15 protein-coding genes are annotated in these 21,554 nt (G+C 39.8%); 10 read left to right on the forward strand and 5 right to left on the reverse strand.

Annotated elements, in window-relative coordinates; genetic code table 11:
* Positions 1 to 2,013 precede the first annotated feature (2,013 nt).
* A complete protein-coding gene (locus BM107_RS22215) occupies positions 2,014 to 3,240 on the forward strand; it encodes an MFS transporter (protein WP_090987458.1) in 1,227 nt (408 codons plus the stop codon).
* A 53-nt stretch (positions 3,241 to 3,293) separates the two neighbouring features.
* On the opposite strand, the gene BM107_RS22220 is transcribed toward BM107_RS22215, so the two are convergent.
* Positions 3,294 to 4,274 carry a glycoside hydrolase family 43 protein gene (locus tag BM107_RS22220; protein ID WP_090987460.1) on the reverse strand — a complete coding sequence of 327 codons (981 nt, stop codon included), beginning with the start codon at positions 4,272 to 4,274 and terminating at the stop codon, positions 3,294 to 3,296.
* An 854-nt stretch (positions 4,275 to 5,128) separates the two neighbouring features.
* A complete protein-coding gene (locus BM107_RS22230; protein ID WP_090987588.1) occupies positions 5,129 to 6,499 on the reverse strand; it encodes a dipeptidase in 1,371 nt (456 codons plus the stop codon).
* Between the two features lie 282 nt (positions 6,500 to 6,781).
* On the opposite strand from BM107_RS22230, the gene BM107_RS22235 reads away from it, so the two are divergent.
* The 3 genes from BM107_RS22235 to BM107_RS22245 are packed head-to-tail and all read left to right on the forward strand — an operon-like array spanning position 6,782 to position 9,866.
* Entirely contained in the window at positions 6,782 to 7,759 is a 978-nt protein-coding gene (locus BM107_RS22235; RefSeq protein WP_159435300.1) for an SGNH/GDSL hydrolase family protein, read from the forward strand.
* A gap of 54 nt (positions 7,760 to 7,813) precedes the next feature.
* Positions 7,814 to 8,368, forward strand: a complete 555-nt coding sequence (locus BM107_RS22240; protein ID WP_090987467.1) for a PH domain-containing protein — start codon at positions 7,814 to 7,816, stop codon at positions 8,366 to 8,368.
* Positions 8,361 to 9,866, forward strand: a complete 1,506-nt coding sequence (locus tag BM107_RS22245; RefSeq protein ID WP_090987469.1) for a PH domain-containing protein — start codon at positions 8,361 to 8,363, stop codon at positions 9,864 to 9,866. Before BM107_RS22240 ends, BM107_RS22245 begins: the two co-directional genes overlap by 8 nt.
* A gap of 48 nt (positions 9,867 to 9,914) precedes the next feature.
* Here BM107_RS22245 and BM107_RS22250 read toward each other — a convergent pair whose 3' ends face one another.
* On the reverse strand, positions 9,915 to 10,799 hold the full coding sequence (locus BM107_RS22250; RefSeq protein WP_090987471.1) for an NmrA family NAD(P)-binding protein: 885 nt from the start codon (positions 10,797 to 10,799) through the stop codon (positions 9,915 to 9,917).
* An 80-nt stretch (positions 10,800 to 10,879) separates the two neighbouring features.
* Between BM107_RS22250 and BM107_RS22255 the strand changes: the two genes are divergently transcribed.
* A complete protein-coding gene (locus BM107_RS22255; protein WP_090987473.1) occupies positions 10,880 to 11,233 on the forward strand; it encodes a winged helix-turn-helix transcriptional regulator in 354 nt (117 codons plus the stop codon).
* A gap of 95 nt (positions 11,234 to 11,328) precedes the next feature.
* On the opposite strand, the gene BM107_RS22260 is transcribed toward BM107_RS22255, so the two are convergent.
* A complete protein-coding gene (locus BM107_RS22260; RefSeq protein WP_090987476.1) occupies positions 11,329 to 11,652 on the reverse strand; it encodes a DUF493 family protein in 324 nt (107 codons plus the stop codon).
* A 633-nt stretch (positions 11,653 to 12,285) separates the two neighbouring features.
* A complete protein-coding gene (locus BM107_RS22265) occupies positions 12,286 to 12,570 on the reverse strand; it encodes a hypothetical protein (protein ID WP_090987478.1) in 285 nt (94 codons plus the stop codon).
* A 93-nt stretch (positions 12,571 to 12,663) separates the two neighbouring features.
* Between BM107_RS22265 and BM107_RS22270 the strand changes: the two genes are divergently transcribed.
* The 5 genes from BM107_RS22270 to BM107_RS22285 all read left to right on the forward strand — a co-directional run bounded on the left by BM107_RS22270 (position 12,664) and on the right by BM107_RS22285 (position 21,400).
* Positions 12,664 to 14,967: an ATP-dependent helicase gene (locus tag BM107_RS22270; protein WP_090987590.1), complete on the forward strand. Its 2,304-nt coding sequence runs from the start codon at positions 12,664 to 12,666 to the stop codon at positions 14,965 to 14,967.
* A 457-nt stretch (positions 14,968 to 15,424) separates the two neighbouring features.
* The gene (smc, locus tag BM107_RS22275) at positions 15,425 to 18,964 is read left to right on the forward strand and encodes a chromosome segregation protein SMC (RefSeq protein WP_090987479.1); all 3,540 of its coding nucleotides are present in this window, start codon (positions 15,425 to 15,427) and stop codon (positions 18,962 to 18,964) included.
* A gap of 298 nt (positions 18,965 to 19,262) precedes the next feature.
* The gene (locus BM107_RS25245) at positions 19,263 to 19,976 is read left to right on the forward strand and encodes a M28 family peptidase (protein WP_262987393.1); all 714 of its coding nucleotides are present in this window, start codon (positions 19,263 to 19,265) and stop codon (positions 19,974 to 19,976) included.
* Positions 19,957 to 20,277, forward strand: coding sequence for a M28 family peptidase (locus tag BM107_RS25250; RefSeq protein ID WP_262987394.1), 321 nt, complete (start codon positions 19,957 to 19,959; stop codon positions 20,275 to 20,277). Before BM107_RS25245 ends, BM107_RS25250 begins: the two co-directional genes overlap by 20 nt.
* Positions 20,278 to 20,305: 28 nt before the next feature.
* Positions 20,306 to 21,400 carry a TlpA disulfide reductase family protein gene (locus BM107_RS22285; RefSeq protein WP_090987481.1) on the forward strand — a complete coding sequence of 365 codons (1,095 nt, stop codon included), beginning with the start codon at positions 20,306 to 20,308 and terminating at the stop codon, positions 21,398 to 21,400.
* Positions 21,401 to 21,554: the final 154 nt, after the last annotated feature.

The raw sequence follows: 21,554 nt of genomic DNA on the forward strand, positions 1-21,554 counted from the left end.
CGTCAATCATATTGATTTTTATATCATAAATTATCCCTCAGGATGACAGAAAACAATGAGGCAAATACAGCGAAAGCATTAAGATTCCCGCCTGCGCGGGAATGACGACCGTATTATAGCGAGCGCCCTAAACCCCTATCCGCCTATCGGCACCTTTCCCCTGCAAGGGAAAGGACTGAAAGAGAACTATCCTCATAACCACCCCCGCCCCTCCTAAATCAGGAGGGAGTTCCCCTCATAGTTTCAAAGTAATCAATCTATAAATATTTTTCCGCACTGTGCTATCTGCACCACGCTATCCGGCCTCACAGATTTCCGCCGGAAAAAGCACGGAAAGCTTTGCACTTCCCCTCATAACCCCACAGCCCAAGGCAGGATCAAAGCGAGAGCGGTGGAATAAAGCAAAGGATGAGAGCCTCGATGCTGCCGCAATCAAGATTTCCGTAGCTTTTTACAAGGAATTGCACAGCATTCTTTTATACCTATAAAAAACAATATTATCACATAAAAAACGATGCAAGCCTTTGAGTTATGCCTTTGTGTTTGTTGTTTTTAACGGCAGGCATGCTTTTGCTGCGCTCAGGTTTGTTACTTTTGGGCCAAGCCAACCTGCGAAGCAAGCCTGAAGGCCAATAAAAACATAAACAACACTGAAAAAAGTAAGAGCCCTTCGGTGGCTAACCGAGGCAAGGCTGAGCAAGAGAGGAAACTGTAGCTAGTAACTAACTTAAAAGATTTCTCCGCTACGGTCGAAATGACGGATTTATTGTGATGGAACAAAGACCATATTAGAAACTATTCTATACACTATGCTGTCTGCGCCCTGCTGCCCGGCCTCGCAGATTTCCGCCGGAAAAAGCACGGAAATCTTTGCAGTTCCCCCTCATACTCCACAGCCCAAGGCAGGATCAAAGCGGGAGCGGTGGGACAAAGCAAGGGATGAGAGCCTCGATGCTGCCGCTATCAAGATTTCCGTAGCTTTTTACAAGGAATTGCGTAGCAATCTTTTATACCAATAAAAACAACATGATCTTATAAAAAACGATGCAAGCCTTTCAGTTATGCCTTTGTGTTTGTTGTTTTTAACGACAGGCATGCTTTTGCTGCGCTCAGGTTTGTTTCTTTTGGGCCAAGCCAACCTGCGAAGCAAGCTTGAAGGCCAATAAAAACATAAACAACACTGAAAAAAGAAAGAGCCCATCGGCGGCGGTGAGCCGAGGCAAGCCAGCGTGATGGAGAAAACTGTAGCTAGTAAACTAATTTAAAGATTTCTCCACTACGGTCGAAATGACGGATTTTTCGCGATAACGGCAATTAAAAAATCTTTCGTACCTCAGGATGAAAGAATAATGAGGCAAACCCAAAAATATCATTCCCTAACCACCCCCACCCCTCCTAAATCAGGAGGGGAGTTCCCCTCATAGTTTCACAGTGATCAATACACGAATGTCATTTCCGCACCATGCTATCTGCACCCGGCTACCTGGCCTCGCAGATTTCCGCCGGAAAAAGCACGGAAATCTTTGCAGTTCCCCTTCATACCCCACAGCCCAAGGCAGGATCAAAGTGGGAGCGGTGGGAAAAGCAATGGGTAAGAGCCTCGATGCTGCCGCTATCAAGATTTCCGTAGCTTTTTACAAGGAAGGATGTAAGCCTTGATTTTTGGTTACCTTTTTATCAAGAAAAAGGTAAAAGCCCTTCGGCGGCGGTGAGCCGAGGCAAGGCTGAGCGAATGGAGAAAAATGTAGCTAGTAAACTAATTTAAAGATTTCTCCGCTACGGTCGAAATGACGGATTTTTCGCGATAACGGCAATTAAAAAATCTTGCGTACCTCAGGATGAAAGAATAATGAGGCAAACCCAAAAATATCATTCCCTAACCACCCCCGCCCCTCCTAAATCAGGAGGGGAGTTCCCCTCATAGTTTCAAAACGATTATTCCATGGATGTTATTGAATTAAGATGATCAACTAACCCTCAACTTTTGGTACTTTTACCACATCTAAACACACCATGTTCAAACTTATCTACAACACTTACAAAACATCATTCAGCGGATTAAGCAAAGAAACCTGGCTTTTAAGTATCGTAATGATGTTTAACCGTTGCGGCAGCATGGCTGTACCTTTTATGGGCTTGTACGTTACCCAAAGTTTACACCGGTCTGAAATGGATGCTGGTTTAATTATCACCTTATTTGGTGTAGGCTCTATTTTAGGTTCGGCAACGGGAGGGAAACTAACCGATATGATCGGCTTTAGGCCGGTACAAATCCTCTCCTCCATTATTGGCGGATTGCTGTTTATCTTATTCTCAACCATCAGCCATTTTTCTACGCTGTGTGTGCTGGCTGTGGTGATTAGTTTCTTTTCTGAAGCTTTCCGTCCGGCCAATTTCACCGCTGTGGCCCACTATGCAAAAGAAAATACCATTACCCGCTCCTACTCACTTAACCGGCTGGCGGTTAATATCGGTTGGTCTGCAGGGATTAGCATGGCAGGGATTATAGCCTCCATTAATTACAAACTTTTATTTATAGTAGAAGGATCGGTAAGTATCCTCGTAGGGCTTTCGATTTTGTTTTTACTGCCTAAAGTGCAGGATTTTATCAAAAAAGCAAAAGAAACCCGCAGCACCATGGTAATTTTGAAACCCTGGGAAGATACCTTTTACGTAAAGTTTATTCTTTTAACTACCCTTTTTATTACCTGTGCTTTTTTGATGTTCAGGGTGGTACCGGTATTTTTTAAAGAGGAATGGCATATCGATGAATTTGCCATTGGGATTATTATCGGCTTAAACGGGGCCATCATTGCGCTGTTCGAAATGATTATGATCAATAAGATTGAAAAGAAAAGATCGCCCATGTTTTTCATTGTTATCGGCTCCATTTTCTTTGCGGTATCTTACCTGTTGTTAAGCGCACCGATTATTTTCCATGTGGTATCGGCCGTGTTAACCATTGTTACCTTTACGGTTGGCGAAATGTTTGTGCTCCCGTTTATCAATACCGTTGTCATTAGCAGAAGCAACGAACATAACCGTGGTTTATATGCTGCCGGTTATACCTTAAGCTGGTCTTGCGCACAAGTGGTTGGCCCACTGGCGGGTTTTTATATAGCCAAACACCTGGGTTATAACTGGCTCTGGTTTGGGTTGGCCTGTATTTTATTGCTTTGTGCCTATGGTTTTAGCGTAATGGATAAACGCCAGCAACAAACGGTATTAGAAGCGAATTAGTTTACAATTGACAAATTGCCAACTGTAAACTAAAAACGGTAAGCTGCAAATAACTATTTAAATTTCTGTGCCTTAACGCCTTCTTTGGTAATTTTTACAGGTAAAATCATACCGTCTGCATCAAATTTCATTTCATCAATACAGGTTTCGCGGTGGTTACCATCCGTTTCGGTTAATGGCCTGCGGTGGTAAACAATGTAATATTTATTTTTCTTCTCGTTGATGATTAAAGAATGGTGCCCTGCCCCTCTTGCAATACTTGCATCCTGCTGTAAAATTTTACCGACTCTTTTAAACGGACCAAATGGCGAATCGCTTACCGCGTAGGCTACAGAATAATCCGGGCCGGTCCAGCCACCTTCGCTCCACATAAAATAGTATTTACCATTCCTGATGAACATATAAGGTCCTTCTACATAATTATCGGGCGTGATTTCTTTAAAGATGGTACCATCGTCGAAAGGTAAAAAGCCGGTAAAATCGTTATTCAGTTTGGCTATATTGCAGTGTTTCCATCCGCCATAAATTAAATAATACTGACCGTCTTTATCTTTAAACACAAACTGATCAATCGGTTGTGCCCCGTTATAAAACTTATCTACCAAAGGTTTCCCTAAATGATCTTTAAACGGTCCTTCCGGTTTATCAGCCACTGCAACACCGATTCCGCCCACCTCATTATCGCTCTGGATATCGTTAGCACCGAAAAACAGATAGTATTTTTTATCTTTTTGCACAATGGCCGGTGCCCACATGGCTTTATTGGCCCATTTAACCGCAGCGGTATCTAAAACATGAGGGTGTTTTTTCCATTTTACCAGGTCATCAGATGAAAAAGCATCTAAATAAACCTGTTCCTTATACTTTGCAGAGTAGGTTGGGTAAACCCAGTATTTATTATTGAAAACAGCAGCTTCAGGGTCTGCATACCATCCGGGAAATATAGGATTTCCAGATTGCTTAATCGTTTTAGTATCCTGCGCAAAAGAAGTAAACGCCGATAAAAGTAAAAGAGATGAGAATAAATATTTCATGGGTACAATTTAGAAAAAAATATGTGGTTTAAAAATTTGAGGTTCTTTTTAACCGCAAAGAATGCAAAGTTGGGAGCACATTTTTAACCACCGAGTTAACAGAGATGAAGCACAGAGAAAACTGAGATTGGCCATAAAGGCGATTTAACCGCAAAGGGCGCTAAGAAGAAACGCAAAGAATGTAAAGTGGGGAGGATACTGTTTTAACCACAGAGGAAACAGAGAAAAAGACACAGAGAAAACTGAGATTGGCCATAAAGGTGATTTAACCGCAAAGGGCGCTAAGAAGAAACGCAAAGAATGCTAAAGTTGGGAGGATATTGTTTTAACCACAGAGTAAACAGAGAAGACACAAAGTGCACTGAGCCTGCCCGTAGGTATGAAATTGAGCAAATTTAACTGCAGAGAATGCGAAAAAAAGGCGCGGAGAACACTAAGTTTAAGCTTTAAGAATGGTTTTGGAAAGCAATGGCAGTGTCCGTCGGTTTCGCCAGCCCCGCTCCCGTTCCTGCTCCTATGAAGAATCGGGAGCATCCACTTAGATCGGGTTTAGGTGGCAAGACCGGCAATACTCTTAAAGTTTTTATAGCAAATGCAAGGAACAGGCTTTGCTTCAGAAGAACAGCCCGCAGTTATATAAACCCGACAGCAGCGGATAGCCCGGAATGGAGGGAAACGAAATGAGGACTATAAGCGAATGGCGGGACGAAAGCAACTATGGAACACAGACCGTTCGTTTTCAAAAAAAATCGTCATCTCAATCGAAGCGCAAACCCGAACTTTCTGGAGAGAAATCTGTTAAAAATAGATTTCTCGACTGCGTTGCACTCCGCTCGAAATGACGATCTATTGCTTTATCTGCTCAACTCCGCGAAATATTTGTGGAACAACGGCAAAGTCTCTATTCCTTTGTAATAATTATAAATATCATATTTCTCATTCGGAGAATGTAGTGCATCGCTATCTAAACCGAAACCAAAAAGTACCGATTTAATACCTAATACATCCTCAAACAGTGCTACAATTGGAATACTGCCGCCACCACGGGTTGGAATAGCGGTTTTACCGAAACTATCTTCAATGGCTTTTTCAGCAGCTTTGTAAGCAATACTATCTGTTGGGGTTACTACAGGCTCGCCACCGTGGTGCGGCGTAACCTTCACCTTTACATTTTTAGGGGCAATGCTTTCGAAATGTTTGGTAAAAATCTCAGCAATTTCTTCTGAGCTTTGGTTGGGTACCAAACGCATCGAAATTTTGGCATTGGCTTTACTTGGCAATACGGTTTTAGCGCCTTCGCCAATATAACCGCTCCAGATTCCATTAACTTCCAAGGTTGGGCGTGTACCGGTACGCTCTAAGGTAGAATAACCTTTTTCGCCCCAAACTTCTTCGATATCAAGATCTTTTTTATATTCAGCTTCATCATACGGTGCGGCATTTAATGCTTTTTTGTCCTCATCTGATAATTCTACCACCTTATCGTAGAAAGCAGGGATCGTAATATGGTTGTTTTCATCGTGTAAAGAAGCAATCATTTTACACAGAATGGTTGCCGGATTGGCTACTGCGCCACCATAAACACCGGAGTGTAAATCGCGGTTCGGACCAACAACCTCAACTTCCATATAAGCCAGACCACGCAAACCGGTTTCGATTGAAGGATGCTCCATGCTGATCATTGAAGTATCAGAAATTAAAACCACATCTGCTTTTAAACGTTCCTTGTTTTCATTTACAAAAATACCCAGGTTGGCAGAACCTACTTCTTCTTCGCCTTCAATCATGAACTTAACGTTACAAGCCAAAGTATTGGTTTCCATCATCAGTTCGAAAGCTTTTACATGCATGTAAAACTGTCCTTTATCGTCGCAGGCGCCACGGGCGTAAATTTTGCCATCGCGCACGGTTGGCTCAAAAGGTGGGGTATGCCAAAGTTCTAACGGATCAGCAGGCTGAACATCATAGTGGCCGTATATTAAAACCGTTGGTAAAGCAGCATCGATAATTTTTTCGCCATATACGATAGGGTATCCTGCTGTTGGGCAGATTTCTACGTGGTCAGCTCCTGCATCCTTTAATTTTTGTGCTACATAATCGGCCGTTTTTAAAACATCGTCTTTGTATTTAGGATCGGCACTAACCGATGGAAAACGCAATAACTCAAACAATTCATCTAAAAAACGCTGTTTGTGCGTTTCTACGTATTTTTTAATCTCTTGCATAACAAAATTAGTTTGGGCAAATATAGGCTTTAGCAGATAAAAGGCACAGTAAACGATTAAATTATCATTCATAACGTAAACTTGTATGGAAGATGAGATATGCTACGATTAATATTCAGCGCGAAAATAGGCCAACAGGCCAATGGCTGAAAACGTCTTTTAAAAGATACAAATCGTTTTATGTTTGTAAAAAATAAGAGCACAAATATTATTTATATTTACTTTTTAGTAAATTGCGCAATTAAAAATATCCTTAAATCCTGCACGAAAGAATTTTTAACGATGAAGTTTAGCGCGAAAGTATTTCTATCATTGCTGCTGCTTCTTTTCGCCCGTATTTCTTTATTCGCACAGGGATCAACACCTCCAAATCGGGTTAGTTGCCCGGAAGCCGCGCAATACTATTCAAAAGACAGTATCAATATTGTAACTTTTGGCGCCAGCACCGTAGAGGGTGTAAAAGGGCTTGGTTTCCAGACCATGCTCCAGAACAATTTTATCAATTGTTATACCAACAAAATAGTGGATATTACCAATCATGGTATCGGTGGTCAGACTACTTTTCAGGGATTACTCAGAATAGACAACGCCATAGCCAACAGAACGGGTTTTATCGTAATTGATATGGGGATTAACGATGCTATTGCCATGACTATGGGTAAAGGAAGCGTAGCCGAAACCGTTGCCAATATGCGGTCGTTGATTACCGTGAGCCTTAAACAGAAGCTGGTTCCTATTTTGTGCACGCTACAGTTTGTGGATGACAGAACCATTAAAGGTAATATTGCGGTAAATATCAACATCAGGAATATTAATGCGGCTTACAGAAAATTAGCGGCAGAATATAAAATATACCTGGCTGACGTAAATGCAGCCATGAGAAGGGATTTTTCACTTTATCAGGATCCATTTCACCCGAATGCACGCGGTTACAGATTGATCAGTTATGTCATTTTCGACGCGATCAACAAGGCAATTTTTGATAAATTCCTGAAATTTACCGTTACGCAGAATTACCCGAATCCTGCATCCATGCAAACATTTATTGATCTTGTATTGCCTGAAGCGGATAAAATTAACGTCCAGATTTACGATTTAATGGGAAGATTGGTTAAAACAGTCGTAAATGAATACCTTAATGTAGGGAAACATACTTTAGACATCAATACCTCTACCTTTGTTCCAGGCATTTATTTCTTTAAGATTTCTTCTGATTCCGGCCAATACAACACCACCAAAAAGTTTATTGTGGCGAGGTAACAAAAGATTTGAATAGGAGTCTATATCCAGGGAATATGTTTTATACCTTTAACTATGCACACGGATACCACTTTCACCAACGAAGTTATAAATCTCGACCTTCTTCCAAAATATGAGCACATTCAGCTGAACCGGCCACATCGGGATTATTGGAAAATCATTTGTATCAATCTGACGATCTTTTTGGGTTTGCTGGGCATTCTACTGAGTATGCTGTTGTTTTTTATTGATGAGTTAAAACCAATTGCTATGTGGATGATTCCCCTTTATCCGGTACTTTTGGTTAGCTTCTTTTTGCTTTTTAGGCTGAGTTTTAAAAAACGGGGATATGCGATCCGAACCCACGATGTAATTTATAAAAGTGGAATTATTGCCGAGTCGACCACAATTGTTCCGCTAAACCGGATTCAACATATTGAATTAAATGAAGGTCTATTTTCAAGAATGTACAAGCTGGGATCGCTACAGTTATTTACCGCAGGTGGACAAACCGGCCATATCCATATTTCAGGAATTGCAATTGACGAGGCCAAACGCATCAGAGACTTGCTATTGAACAAATTAGAGCAGCTTGAAACCACAACAACAGCATTGAATACCAATGAATAATGATTTCAGTAAACCGCAGCGCGAATCGGCCCTTGGTATTATTATCATGGGTGCGCATACCATGCTCAAAATTGGCAAGGCAGCTTTTTTCTTGTTAGTCATTGTTTTCGTCAAGATGTCTGGCACTTCTTTCTTCTACCTTATGCTGGGTATTTCGGCATTAATGGTATTCAGCTTTATTTTTGCTTATTTATGGTATTTAAAGTTCACCTTCTTTTTGGATAAAGAAAAGCAGGAATTTATAGTCAATAAAGGCATATTCAATCGCGATCAGGTTATTATTCAGCTTGATAAAATACAGCAGGTTAACATCAACCAGAATATTTTACAGAAAATTATTGGTGTTTATGGATTAAAAATAGATACCGCCGGCGCCCATGGAGAGGAAGTGAGCATAAAAGCTATTGACGAAACCTCTGCCTATATCCTTAAGGAACACCTGTTAAATGGAGAAAGTACGAGTGGAACGCAACAGGAAGTTGAACTGGAAAACAACAAGACAGCAGAAAAACCATTTTTAAAATTAAGCTCGTGGACATTGTTTAAAGTTGGATTAACCTCCAACTACGGACAAAGCTTAGCTTTACTTATTGCTTTTTTTTACACTGTTATATATGAAGGCAGGCAGTTACTTGACGCTTTTAAAATTGATAAAGATGAAATCCAGAGCACGGTAACCAGCATGTTAACCATTGTTACGGTTTTTATTTTAATAGCATGCCTTTTAATTATACTGCTAATTGTTAACCTGGTGAGAACCTTTTACAAATATTTCGAACTGGAAATTAGTGAACATAGCAGCACGCTCCTGCTCTCTTCGGGACTGATTGCCAAGAAAAACACATTGGTTAGTCCAAATAAAGTTCAGATTACAACCTACAGCCAAAATTACTTTCAGAAAAAACTCAACTTGCTAAATATGAGTTTAAAGCAGGCTCATTTTGGCCAGAGTAAAAAAGGGCACGAAATGCAGGGAAACACGTTAGAAATTCCAGGTTGTAGTGCTGGCGAACGCGACGAATTGCTGAAAATGATATTGGGCAAGGTGCCACTAAAGCAAAGGACCTTTGTTCCAGACTGGCGTTTTTTAAACCTGCCTGTTTTCTTTAAACTAATTTTACCCGTATCAATCTTTTTGATCATTGCTTTTAATACCCCGGAAGTGAAACCTTATATGGGATTTGCGATCGCCTATCTGCTTATAGGCATATTCATGATCTACGTTAGCTACCGCCGGCACCGGATTTCAGTAAATCAGGATTTTATTATCAAAACCAGCGGAATCTGGGACATTTCGAATGAAATTGTAGTGCCAAATAAAATTCAGTCCATTACTACTTTTCAATATCCCTGGCATAAAGCGGTGGATGTTGGCCACCTCACGTTACATACGGCTGCTGGTCAGATTCATTTTAAATACGGCAATTATACCGAAATTAAGCAACTTGTAAATTACTGGCTGTACCAGATAGAAAGCAGAAATGAGAATTGGATGTAGTTAAACAAAGTTGTCCGGCTGCTAAACCGAACAACTGTAAGGCTTTAATTAGCTATGGTATGCCTCGGCGAAGTCTATGGCAAAATCTTTAAGTTTAATGTTACCTAAAACAGGTCTGTTTTTATAATAATCTACAAAAAGTTTATTACTTCTGATCGCATCGCCCATTTCTACATAGTTTTTGGCTATTTCTTCAGGCAAACCTGCCCCTACCATTCCGTTAAAGGCATCTTCATCACTAAATTCTACCCAGGGTAATTCGGGCTTACCCACTGCATTACCAATGGCTTTGGCCACATCAGCAGGAGTACTTTCATCATCACTGGCTACATACTGTACAGTTTTACCTGTAAAATCGCTTTCCAATGCCTCAGCTGCTACTTCTGAAATGTTTTGCGGATGTACCAAAACAATTTTGGCATCGGCACCGAAATTAGATCCTAATATATTTGCATGTTTAACCATATCGATGTTGGCCAGGAAGTTGATATAGAAGTAACCAGCGCGCAAATGTTTTACCGCTACCCCATTTAGTTCGGCAAAAATATTTTCTACGTCATGCAAACCTGCAATCGGGCCGGTTCCGTCTGGCAGATCTGCCCCTACACTACTTAAATTCACTACCTTTTTAACACCAGATGCTTTTATGGCAGCTGCATAATTTTCGCCGATACCTTTAATATATTCCCTAAATTTTGGCGCAGCAAAATTTGGCGGAACCATGGTATAAATGGCATCAGCCCCTGCGAAAGCATTTGTTAAAAATTCGGTATCGCTCACACTACCAATTAAAGGATTTGCACCCAATGCTTTAATTTCTTCAGCGCGATCTGCATTGCTGCTAATTACTTTTACCTCATGGCCTTTAGCCACCAATATTTCAGCTAATGGCTTTGTAATATTACCTGTTGATCCTGTTAATGTTATTTTCATGATTTCTGCTTTTAATTATTGAATACAAAGTTATATTTGCACTTACTTTTATACAAGTACTTACCCCAAAGTATGTAACTATGACAGCCGTTAAAGAAAGTTCGACCCGTAATTTTAATAAAGGTGTAGCGCTAACCAGTTGCCCTGTTACTTTTGTAATGGAAAAAATTGGTGGTTATTGGAAACCGATTATTATTTTTCATTTAATGAGTGGGCCAAAACGTTACAGCGAGTTAAAACGTGCTATACCACAGATTACGGAGAAAATGCTGATACAACATTTAAAGCAACTGCAAAATGATGACCTTGTTCATCGTGATGCACAAGCTGTTATTCCGCCCGTGGTGACGTACAGCCTTACAAAATCCGGAGAGGATCTGTTTCAGGTATTAGATTCGATGGTTGATTGGGCTATTAAAAACGGATCGGTTTAACTCAATTAAAATAAGGTTATAAGTTAAACCGAATCGCTGGCAAAGTATATTACAGGATGACAATAATCCAGCTAAAATTATCTAGAAGTAATAACCTATAATATCATAATTCCTTTGATGCTGCCTGCCTGCTTATAAACAGCAATCACCTCATCAGCATTTTGTACTGGTTTTTTTACCGTGATGGAAACATATTTCCCTGTTTTTGAAGGTTGCTCAATAAACTCATCATTAGGTAAGATGTTACGTAAATCCTGTATTTTTTCTAGGCCACCCGTGATGATGAATTTAAAATTGTAAACACCTGGAAATTTTTCTACACTTTCGAGTTTCTCTTTTAAGTTCACATAGATATCCTGGCTGGTCCCCTCAGGGATATCGGTAAATTCAATATCCTTATTTGTTTTTTTCTCTTCCATTATTGCACTGTCTCAAATTCTATACCTAAAAAATAAGCATGTAAATCTGACAGCAAATGGCTTTAACCCGAAGATTTTTGGCGGGCATAGCTAATCGAAAGCCTTAACATAGAAGTTCCCATATAAGCTAGACAGCAAAAGATGCTGACCACGAAGTAGCTACAAGACCATTAAAAATACTATTTCTACTTGTAAAACAAGTTCAGCAAGATGAATATCCAGAAAACCAAACAAGTTTTAAAAGATAAAGATGGATATAACTTTGGGTTTAAAACCTTCAATACCAGCACATACTCCATTACATAAACCTTGGCGGAGCGGATACCGGCCTGGTGCATAAGGCCTGCAGGCGTATGAGCAGAGCAAAGGACTAACAATGCCAATGAAATGCTGCTATTGCTTTACTTAATCAATTAACTCAAACACCTTTTGTGCTTACATCCATTGTACACTGCTCTAACCATACAAGACATAGAAGTTCCCATAATAAGCTAGACAACAAAAGATGCTGACCACGAAGTAGCTACAAGACCATTAAAAATACTATTTCTACTTGTAAAACAAGTTCAGCAAGACGAATGCTTTGAACACCAAACAAGTTTTAAAAGATCACGATAGATATCACTTTGGGTTTTAAACCCCCAATAATAGCACAAACTCCATTACATAAACCTTGGCGCAGCGGATACCGGCCTGGTGCATAAGGCCTGCAGGCGTATGAGCAGAGCAAAGGACTAACAATGCCAATGAAATACTGTCACTGCTTTTCTGAAAGCAAAAATGATGGATTTGACCTGCCAATGCAAATTTGCGATTAAGACTGATTTTATAATCAAACTGAAAAGGAAGTACCGGATGGATGCTGACCACGAAGTAGCCTAAAAAAAATAAGAACAGCGAATAAACCAAGTTCAGCATGACGACCGATTAGATTTTTAACTAATTACCAACACCTTTGGCAAAAAGCCCTAAGAATTGTTATTTTTGAACCTCAAAAAAACAGGAGCCGATTTGGATTATTTAGCAGGATTAAACCCACAACAAAGAGCAGCAGTAGAGAACACAAAAGGACCGGTAATGATTGTTGCAGGTGCAGGTTCGGGCAAAACCAGGGTAATTACTTTTCGTGTAGCCCACCTGATCCAGACTGGTACCGATCCGTTTAACATCCTGGTTTTAACCTTTACCAACAAAGCGAGTAAGGATATGCGCGAGCGGATCAGTAAAGTGGTTGGTGCAGAAGCAAAAAACATTTGGATGGGCACTTTTCACTCTGTTTTTGCAAAAATCTTACGTGTAGAGGCTGAAAAAATCGGTTATCCGAACAATTTTACCATTTACGATACCGATGATAGCAAAAGTGTAATCCGTGCAATTTTGAAGGAAATGCAGCTGGATGATAAATTATATGCGCCAAATTTTGTTTACGGCCGTATTTCTTCGGCAAAAAACAACCTCATTTCCTGGGGAGAATACCAGGCTAATGATCAGATCCAGGCTGAAGATATCCAGAATAAACGTCCGCTGTTGGGCCAGATTTATGAAACCTATGCCAAACGCTGTTTCAGGGCTGGCGCAATGGATTTTGATGATTTATTGTTTAAAACCAATATCCTGTTAAAAGAACATCCGGATGTTTTAAATAAATACCAGCAAAAATTCAGGTACCTGATGGTAGATGAGTACCAGGATACCAACTTTTCACAGTATACGATTGTGAAAAAACTGGCTGCTGCTTATCAGAACATTTGTGTGGTGGGTGATGATGCACAGAGTATTTATGCTTTCCGTGGTGCCAATATCCAGAACATCCTGAATTTTGAGCGCGATTATCCAGATTTAAAGGTTTACAAACTGGAACAGAATTACCGTTCTACCCAGAATATTGTTGATGCAGCAAGCAGTATTATTGCCAACAACAAAAACCAATTGGAAAAAAATGTATTTTCCGAAAATGATCCGGGCGACAGGATTAAAGTTGCCCGTGCTTTTACTGATAATGAAGAAGGAAAACTGGTTGCCGAATCCATTATCCAGGAGCGCAGCTTAAAAGGTTATACTTATCACGATTTCGCCATTCTTTACCGTACCAATGCGCAAAGCAGGGCGATGGAGGAAGGTTTGCGTAAGCTGAATATCCCATATAAAATTTACGGGGGTACCTCTTTCTATCAACGTAAAGAGATTAAAGATTTAATTGCTTATTTCCGTTTAACTTTTAATCCTAAAGATGAAGAGGCCATTAAACGGGTAATCAACTATCCAAAACGTGGTATTGGCGATACCTCAATCGATAAAATCATTGTTGCGGCCGATCAGCATAACCTCACCATGTGGGATGTGATTTCGAATGCGCACCAGTATGTTGACGGGCGTTTGGCCAATCAACTCAATGATTTCGCCATGATGGTGCAAAGTTTCCAGGCAGAGGCTAAAAAACTTGATGCCTACGATTCGGCGCTGTTTATTGCCCAGCATGCAGGGATTTTAAAAGAACTTTATACTGATGACAGTGTTGAAGGACGTGCGAGATATGAAAATATCCAGGAATTATTAAACGGTATTAAAGAATTTGCGGAACGTGAAGATATTGAGGAAAAAGGCCTTGATATTTTTATGCAGGATGTTGCGCTTTTAACCAATGATGATAAGGACGGCGATAAAAATAAGGATACCGTTTCTTTAATGACGATCCACTCGGCCAAAGGTTTGGAGTTTAAAAACGTATTTATTGTGGGATTGGAGGAAAACCTGTTCCCATCACAGATGTCGTTAACCAACCGCACCGATTTGGAAGAAGAGCGTCGTTTGTTTTATGTGGCCATTACCCGTGCAGAAGTAAAACTGACCATCACTTATGCCACTTCACGCTATCGTTGGGGTACTTTAACCAATTGCGAACCCAGCCGTTTCATTAACGAGATTAACCCGAAATTTCTAGAACTGGATGTTAAACCAGCCAAATCAACCAGTTTTGATGGCAGTTTTGACAGCGAGCGTAAATCGTGGACATCGCAGCCACGCGATTTCATAAGTAAACCCAAACCGGCGGCCGGAGCAACTACTTCTGCCCCACCTGCGCGTCCGAAAACAACTTCACTGCTAGCCAAAGCGCATGTGCCAACACCTGGTTTTACGCCATCACAGCCACATGAATTTCAGGGCGGTATGGAAGTGGAACATGAAAAATTTGGCTTTGGAAAAATTATCAGCCTAGAAGGCACGCTGCCAGATGTAAAAGCAACGGTATTTTTTCAGGGTTTGGGCAACAAGCAACTGCTTCTCAAGTTTGCCAAATTGATGATTGTTAAATAAGTAAGGATTTAGATTTAGCCGCCGAAATTCAGAGACGCTGAAACAACAAGATTCTTCATCTTGAGAGATAATTTATGGTTTAAAAACAATATGAGTGATGGATGTACAAAGAAGTTTAAATGGCCTAAAAGTATCGTCATTTCGACCGCAGTGGAGAAATCTTTAAACCAGATTTTAATAACTCGGCTCAAAGATCTCTCCATTTCGCTTCGCTACAGTCGAGATGACGATTTTTTTGAGGAGTATGTCAATGGTACTTGTTTCAGGATCTTTTAAAGGTAAAACAAAAGATGCTGAATCAAGTTCAGCATGACGGAATTGCTACTTAAAATTAACCAATTCGGTCCAATCCTCTCTTTTCTCTTCGCGTTCATTACGGTTAAAACACCAGGGGTAAAAAGTTGAAAAAACCCAAATTTATCCTTAATATTGGGTCCGGTTCTCCCGATTACAAACCATGCAACTTACCAGGTTAGAAATTAAAGGCTTTAAAAGCTTTGGCGATAAAGTGACCATCAACTTTAATGAAGGGGTTACGGCTATTGTAGGACCTAATGGTTGTGGAAAATCGAATGTAATTGATGCCATGCGTTGGGTGCTGGGCGAACAGAGTACCAAAGCTTTACGTTCTGAAAAGATGGAAAACATCATTTTCAACGGCACGAAAAACCGTAAGCAGGCACAGCTTGCCGAGGTCTCATTAAGCTTTGATAACACCAAAAATATTCTTCCTACTGCTTATTCTCAGGTCACTGTAACACGCAAACTTTACCGCAATGGCGATAGCGAATACCGCTTAAACGACGTGCAGTGCAGGTTAAAAGATATTACCGACCTTTTTCTGGATACCGGGATCGGCTCTGATAGTTACTCGATTATCGAGCTGAAAATGGTAGATGAAATTATCACCAACAAAGAGCATAGCCGCAGGTCGCTGTTTGAGGAAGCATCCGGCATTTCAAAATACAAGCTTCGTAAGAGACAGACTTTCACCAAATTAAAAGATACAGAAGCCGATTTAGAACGGGTAGAAGATCTGCTTTTCGAAATCGAAAAAAACCTTAAGACCTTAGAAAACCAGGCACGCAAGGCAGAGCGTTATTATAAACTCAAAGAACAGTACCGTGAGTTAAGTGTACAACTGGCCACGCATCGCATTGCTTTTTTCCGTACTGATTTAACTGCACTGGAGACCCAGGAGCAGCAGCAAATGCTAAACCGCACCGAGCTAAGCACCAAAATAGATACCGGTGAAGCCGAACTGCAAAAACTGAAACTCGGTAGCATCAGCCAGGAGAAAAACCTTTCCGTACAGCAAAAAGCCACCAACGAGTTTGTTTCCAAAATCCGCGCTTACGAAAGTGAGAAAAAGGTAAAAAACGAGCAGATGCGTTTTCTGCAGGAAAAAGAAACGCGTTTATCGGGCGAACTAGAAAAAGATAAAAACCAGGTTAACCACATCAAATACAACATCAAACGTTTAAATGAAGAAGTGGTAACAGAAACCGAAGTATTTAACCGTCTGGAAGCTGATTTAAAGCAACTTAAATCAACATTAGATACTTTGCGCGAGCAGCAGCAGATTGAAAAAAACCGGATTGATAACCTGATCAAATCGGTTAGCGAACTGCAGAATACCGTTTATCAATCGCAAAAGGAAATTGATATCCTGAACATCCAGAAAGATGCCCTGGTACAGGAAAGCAACCGCAATGTAGATGATACCGAAACGAAAACGCTGGAATTAAAGGCTTTTGATCATGCGCTGGCTGAGCTTGATATCCAGGTGCGTGAAAAACAGGCCAATATTAAAAACCTTACCGAAGCAGAAGAGCTGTTAAAAATACAATTGGCTACCACAGAAGCTAACCTGAGTTCGAACAAGGAAAAACTAATGGCCGAAAACCGTAAAAAAGATGCCAAGCAAAACGAATATAATCTTACTAAATCTTTGGTTGACAGCCTGGAAGGTTTTCCTGAATCGATCCGCTTTTTAAAGAAAAGCAATGCTTTTGCCAAAAGTGCCTTACTTCTTTCTGATATTTTATTCTGTAACGAAGATTATCGCATTGCCATTGAGAACTATCTTGAACCGGTAATGAACCATTATGTGGTTGACCTGTATACAGATGCCGTTCAGGCGATTAACCTCTTAACCGATGCCAGCCGTGGAAGGGCTAACTTTTTCATTTTAGCAAATGTTCCGGATAAAAATCCGGTTGTCGGCAGTTATGAAGGGCTGATATCCGCTTTATCAGTAGTAGAGGTTGATAAAAAATACCAGAACCTCTGCAATTTACTTTTGCAAAATGTTTACATCGCTGAAAACGAACAAGAAAACCGGTTTAAAAACACGCCGACTGACAGTTTAACCGTATTAGCCAAAAATGGTAAATATGCACAAACCAAATTTACTCTGGCGGGTGGTTCAGTAGGTTTGTTCGAAGGTAAAAGGATTGGCCGCGCCAAGAATTTAGAGAATCTGGCAAAAGAAATTAAAGCTTCAGAATCGCTGATCAATAAGTACAACGAGGCCATTAAAGCAGAAACCGATCAGATTTTCAACTTAAAAGAAGCTTCAAAAATCAATCAGATCAATGCTTTGCAGCAAGAGATGAACCGCTTAAATAACGAGCATATTTCTGTACAAACGCGTCGTGATCAGTACCAGGAGTTTATTACCACCAGTGAAAACCGGAAAACAGATATCGCACAAAAAATCGTATCAATAGAGAAAGCTTTATCGGAGAAGTTACCGGCCCTGGTTCAATTGCAAAAGGATCAGCAGCAAGCGCATGTTAATTTACAGGAGCAGCAACTCAATTATCAGGAAATTGCCGATCAGGTAAATGAAAGCGCGGGAAAGTACAACCAGGACAATATCCGTTTTCACCAACAACAAAATAAGTTATCGGGCTTAGAAAAAGATTTAGATTACCGCTTTGTACAGGAAGAAGCTTTAAATAAGCGCATCGCCCAAAACGATAAAGAATTACAGGAAACCCTGGTTCAAATAACGGCAACTTTGCAGCACACCGATCTGAGCGATGATACCCTTTTAGAGATGTATCAGCAACGGGAGGAGATGGAAAAAGGGCTTGCAGAGGCAGAAAAAGAGTATTTCGAAATTAAGGGCAGTATTAACCAGGTAGAAACCGATTTAACCAACATCCGCAAAAACCGCGAAGAAACCGATTTCCTTTTAACCGAGATCAAGGATAAAAAGAATGCTTTAAAAATCGACCTTAATGCTTTAAAAGAGCGCTTAGCGGTAGAATTCAACATTGATATCAACGATCTTTTAGAAACAGATACTGCTGTTGAAGCGCTGGAAAGTGAATTTGAAATCCGCCAGAAAGTAGAAAAAATGAAACGCCAGCTGGACGAATTTGGCGCCATCAACTCTATGGCCATGGAGGCCTTTAAGGAAATGGAAGAGCGTTATACTTTCATCCAGAACCAGAAAAAAGACCTTAATGCAGCCAAAACTGATCTTTTACAAACCATTAAGGAGATAGACGATACTGCAAAAGATAAGTTTATGCAGGCTTTTACACAGGCCCGTGAACATTTTATCGTGGTTTTCCGCTCCTTATTTAATGAAGAAGACAGCTGCGACTTGATTTTATCCGATATCAATAATCCTTTAGAAGCTGACATTGATATTGTTGCCCGTCCGAAAGGCAAAAGGCCATTGTCGATCAATCAGCTATCCGGTGGCGAGAAAACGTTAACGGCTACCGCGCTGTTATTTTCGCTTTACCTCCTAAAACCTGCGCCTTTCTGTATTTTTGATGAGGTTGATGCACCCCTGGATGACACCAACATTGATAAATTCAATAATATCATTCGTAAATTCTCCGATCAGTCGCAATTTATCATCGTATCGCACAACAAACGCACCATTGCCAGCACTGATATTATTTATGGCGTAACCATGGTAGAACAAGGTGTTTCCCGGGTTGTTGCGGTAGATTTAAGAGAGGTAGCAGCCTAAAAGCTGAAAGGAAAAAGCTGAAAGAGCAAAGCAAAACCCACCGCTTCCTACATTGATATATTTTTTGTTATGCTGATGCACGGAGCATCTGTTTCATAAGTTTTAGCTATTTCGTACCTCAGCATAACCGCATATTTAGGCTTGTTGCAAATAAACATAAAATTTAGAACGCATTACAGCAAACTAAACCACGATTTCCTTTCTATATCCAATAATTAATATCTTTAGGAAATTTTAAACAATTAATCGTCATTTCGAGCGAAGTGCAACGTAGTCGAGAAATCTATACCTATAATTTATGCAGGATGACGCCCCTAAACTTATTGCCAATAAAACCATGAAAATCCTTTATATCATTCCCTTAGCCGTGATGCTCAGCTGCTGTTCATCCGTAAAAAATCAAAATAATACTGCTTCTGGCAAATTAGACAACCAATTGCTCAAAGATGTTGAAGTATTATCATCAGACGCTTATCAGGGGCGTAAAACGGGCACTAAGGGTGCAGAAATGGCCAGGGCTTATATTATAGAAAGATTTAAAAAATTAGGTTTAAAATCTTATCCTCAACATGTAAATTATGCCCAGGAATTCACCTTTAATGATAGAAATAGTGCGAAAGTAAACGGCACCAATGTTATTGGTTACATTCCAGGCAAAGGAACCAATGTAATTGTTGTTTCTGCGCATTACGATCATTTAGGCGTGATAAAAAATGAAGTTTTTAATGGTGCTGATGATAATGCATCGGGAACGGCAGGTTTATTGAAGATTGCAGCTTATTTTTCAAAGAATAAACCCAATAACACCATTATTTTTGCTGCTTTTGATGCTGAAGAAATGGGTTTACAAGGTGCTAAGGCATTTGTAGGCAATCCACCAGTACCTATTAATACTATTGCCATTGATTTAAACATGGATATGATCAGCCATAGTGATAAGGGTGAACTTTATGTATGCGGAACTTTCAGGTATCCGGATTTAAAGCAATACATTGATAACCACACGGACTGATATAAAAGTAAGTTTAGGCCACGACGATCCTAAACTTGGCCATGATGACTGGACCAATCAAAGCGATCAGGGTGCTTTTAATGCTAAAAATATTCCATTCTTATACTTCGGCGTAGAAGACCATAAAGATTACCATAAAGCCAGTGATGAATATTCTACAATCACCAAGCAATTTTTCAGCCATGCAGCAAGTGCCGTATTGGATGTTGTTAAAAACATCGACAAACAAACCGGTTTACAGCAGTTGTTAAAAAATAAAATGATCATGATGGATAACCCGCGAAAGCAACAAAAGTTCTAAAAATATTATCCCAGATAAGTATCAATACATGAGAAATAGCTTTAAACTCGCCATAATTTCTTTATTGAGTTTAATTTCGATACAGTCATTTGCAGGTAGTTATAAAATTACCGGAACTTTAAAAGGAGCTAAAGATGATGTTTGGTTATTTTTAAGAATTAAAGATTCTGACAAGATTATAGACTCAGTACAGATTAAAAATGAAAAATTCGCATTAAACGGAAAAATAAATGACTCCCCTGTTGAAGCTATTTTACATGATAAATCTTATACTAATTATATTTTTTTGTGGCTGGAAAACGTGCCTATTATACTTAATGGTATCAATAAAAATTTCCATCAGGCTAGTATAAAAGGTGGACCGATTTTGAATGAGTATTCTCAATTGTTTAAGTCAATATATGCAATTGAAGCAGAGCAGGAAGTTTGGGATAAAAAACTAAGAGCTTTGAATTTAAAGGGAAAACCTGACAGGAATGGGATAATGGGCCAAATATTCAAATCAAGGGAGAAGGAGAAAAATGCATATATCAAACATATTGAAACGCACCCCAATTCAATAGTTTCCGCTTCTATACTGGCTGCTTATGCTACAACTTATGGAAAAACAGAATCTACCAGGCTATACAAATTGCTTAGCAAAGCTATTCAAGAAACGCGGTATGGGCGAGAAATTCTTCAAACGATAACCCTTAACGGAGAAATAGTTGTCGGTAAAAAATTCATAGATTTTGAACAGCCCACAACTACAGGAGAATTAGTCAAGCTTTCTTCAATAAAAGCCAAATACCTTTTGCTAGAGTTTTGGGCTGCCTGGTGTACACCATGTCGAAGAGAAAACCCTGAATTGATAAACTCATATAATGAATTCAAAGATAAGGGCTTTGATATCCTGGCTGTTTCTTTAGACAGTAAAAAAGAAGATTGGCTTTATGCTATTGCCGAGGACAAGTTGCCCTGGAAAAATGTTAGTGATCTTAAAGGTTTTCAAAATAGCGCAGCCTTAATTTATGGCGTATCAGCTATCCCGAGAAATTTTCTGATCGACGAAAATGGAATAGTTGTCGCCATAGGGTTAAGAGGCGAAAAATTAAACAACAAACTAAAAGAGCTTTTAAATTAATTTATAACCTTAATTTATGAGCTACCTGCCTGTTGGCAGGTTTTTTTATGCTTTACAAAATCCAAATAAAAATTATTTATCTGTTTATCAAACAGTTATAAAATAAACTATAAAAATAGTTTGAAAACTATTTTTATAGTGGTAACTTCAATTA

It is taken from the genome of Pedobacter suwonensis (assembly GCF_900111825.1).
Lineage (GTDB): Bacteria > Bacteroidota > Bacteroidia > Sphingobacteriales > Sphingobacteriaceae > Pedobacter > Pedobacter suwonensis.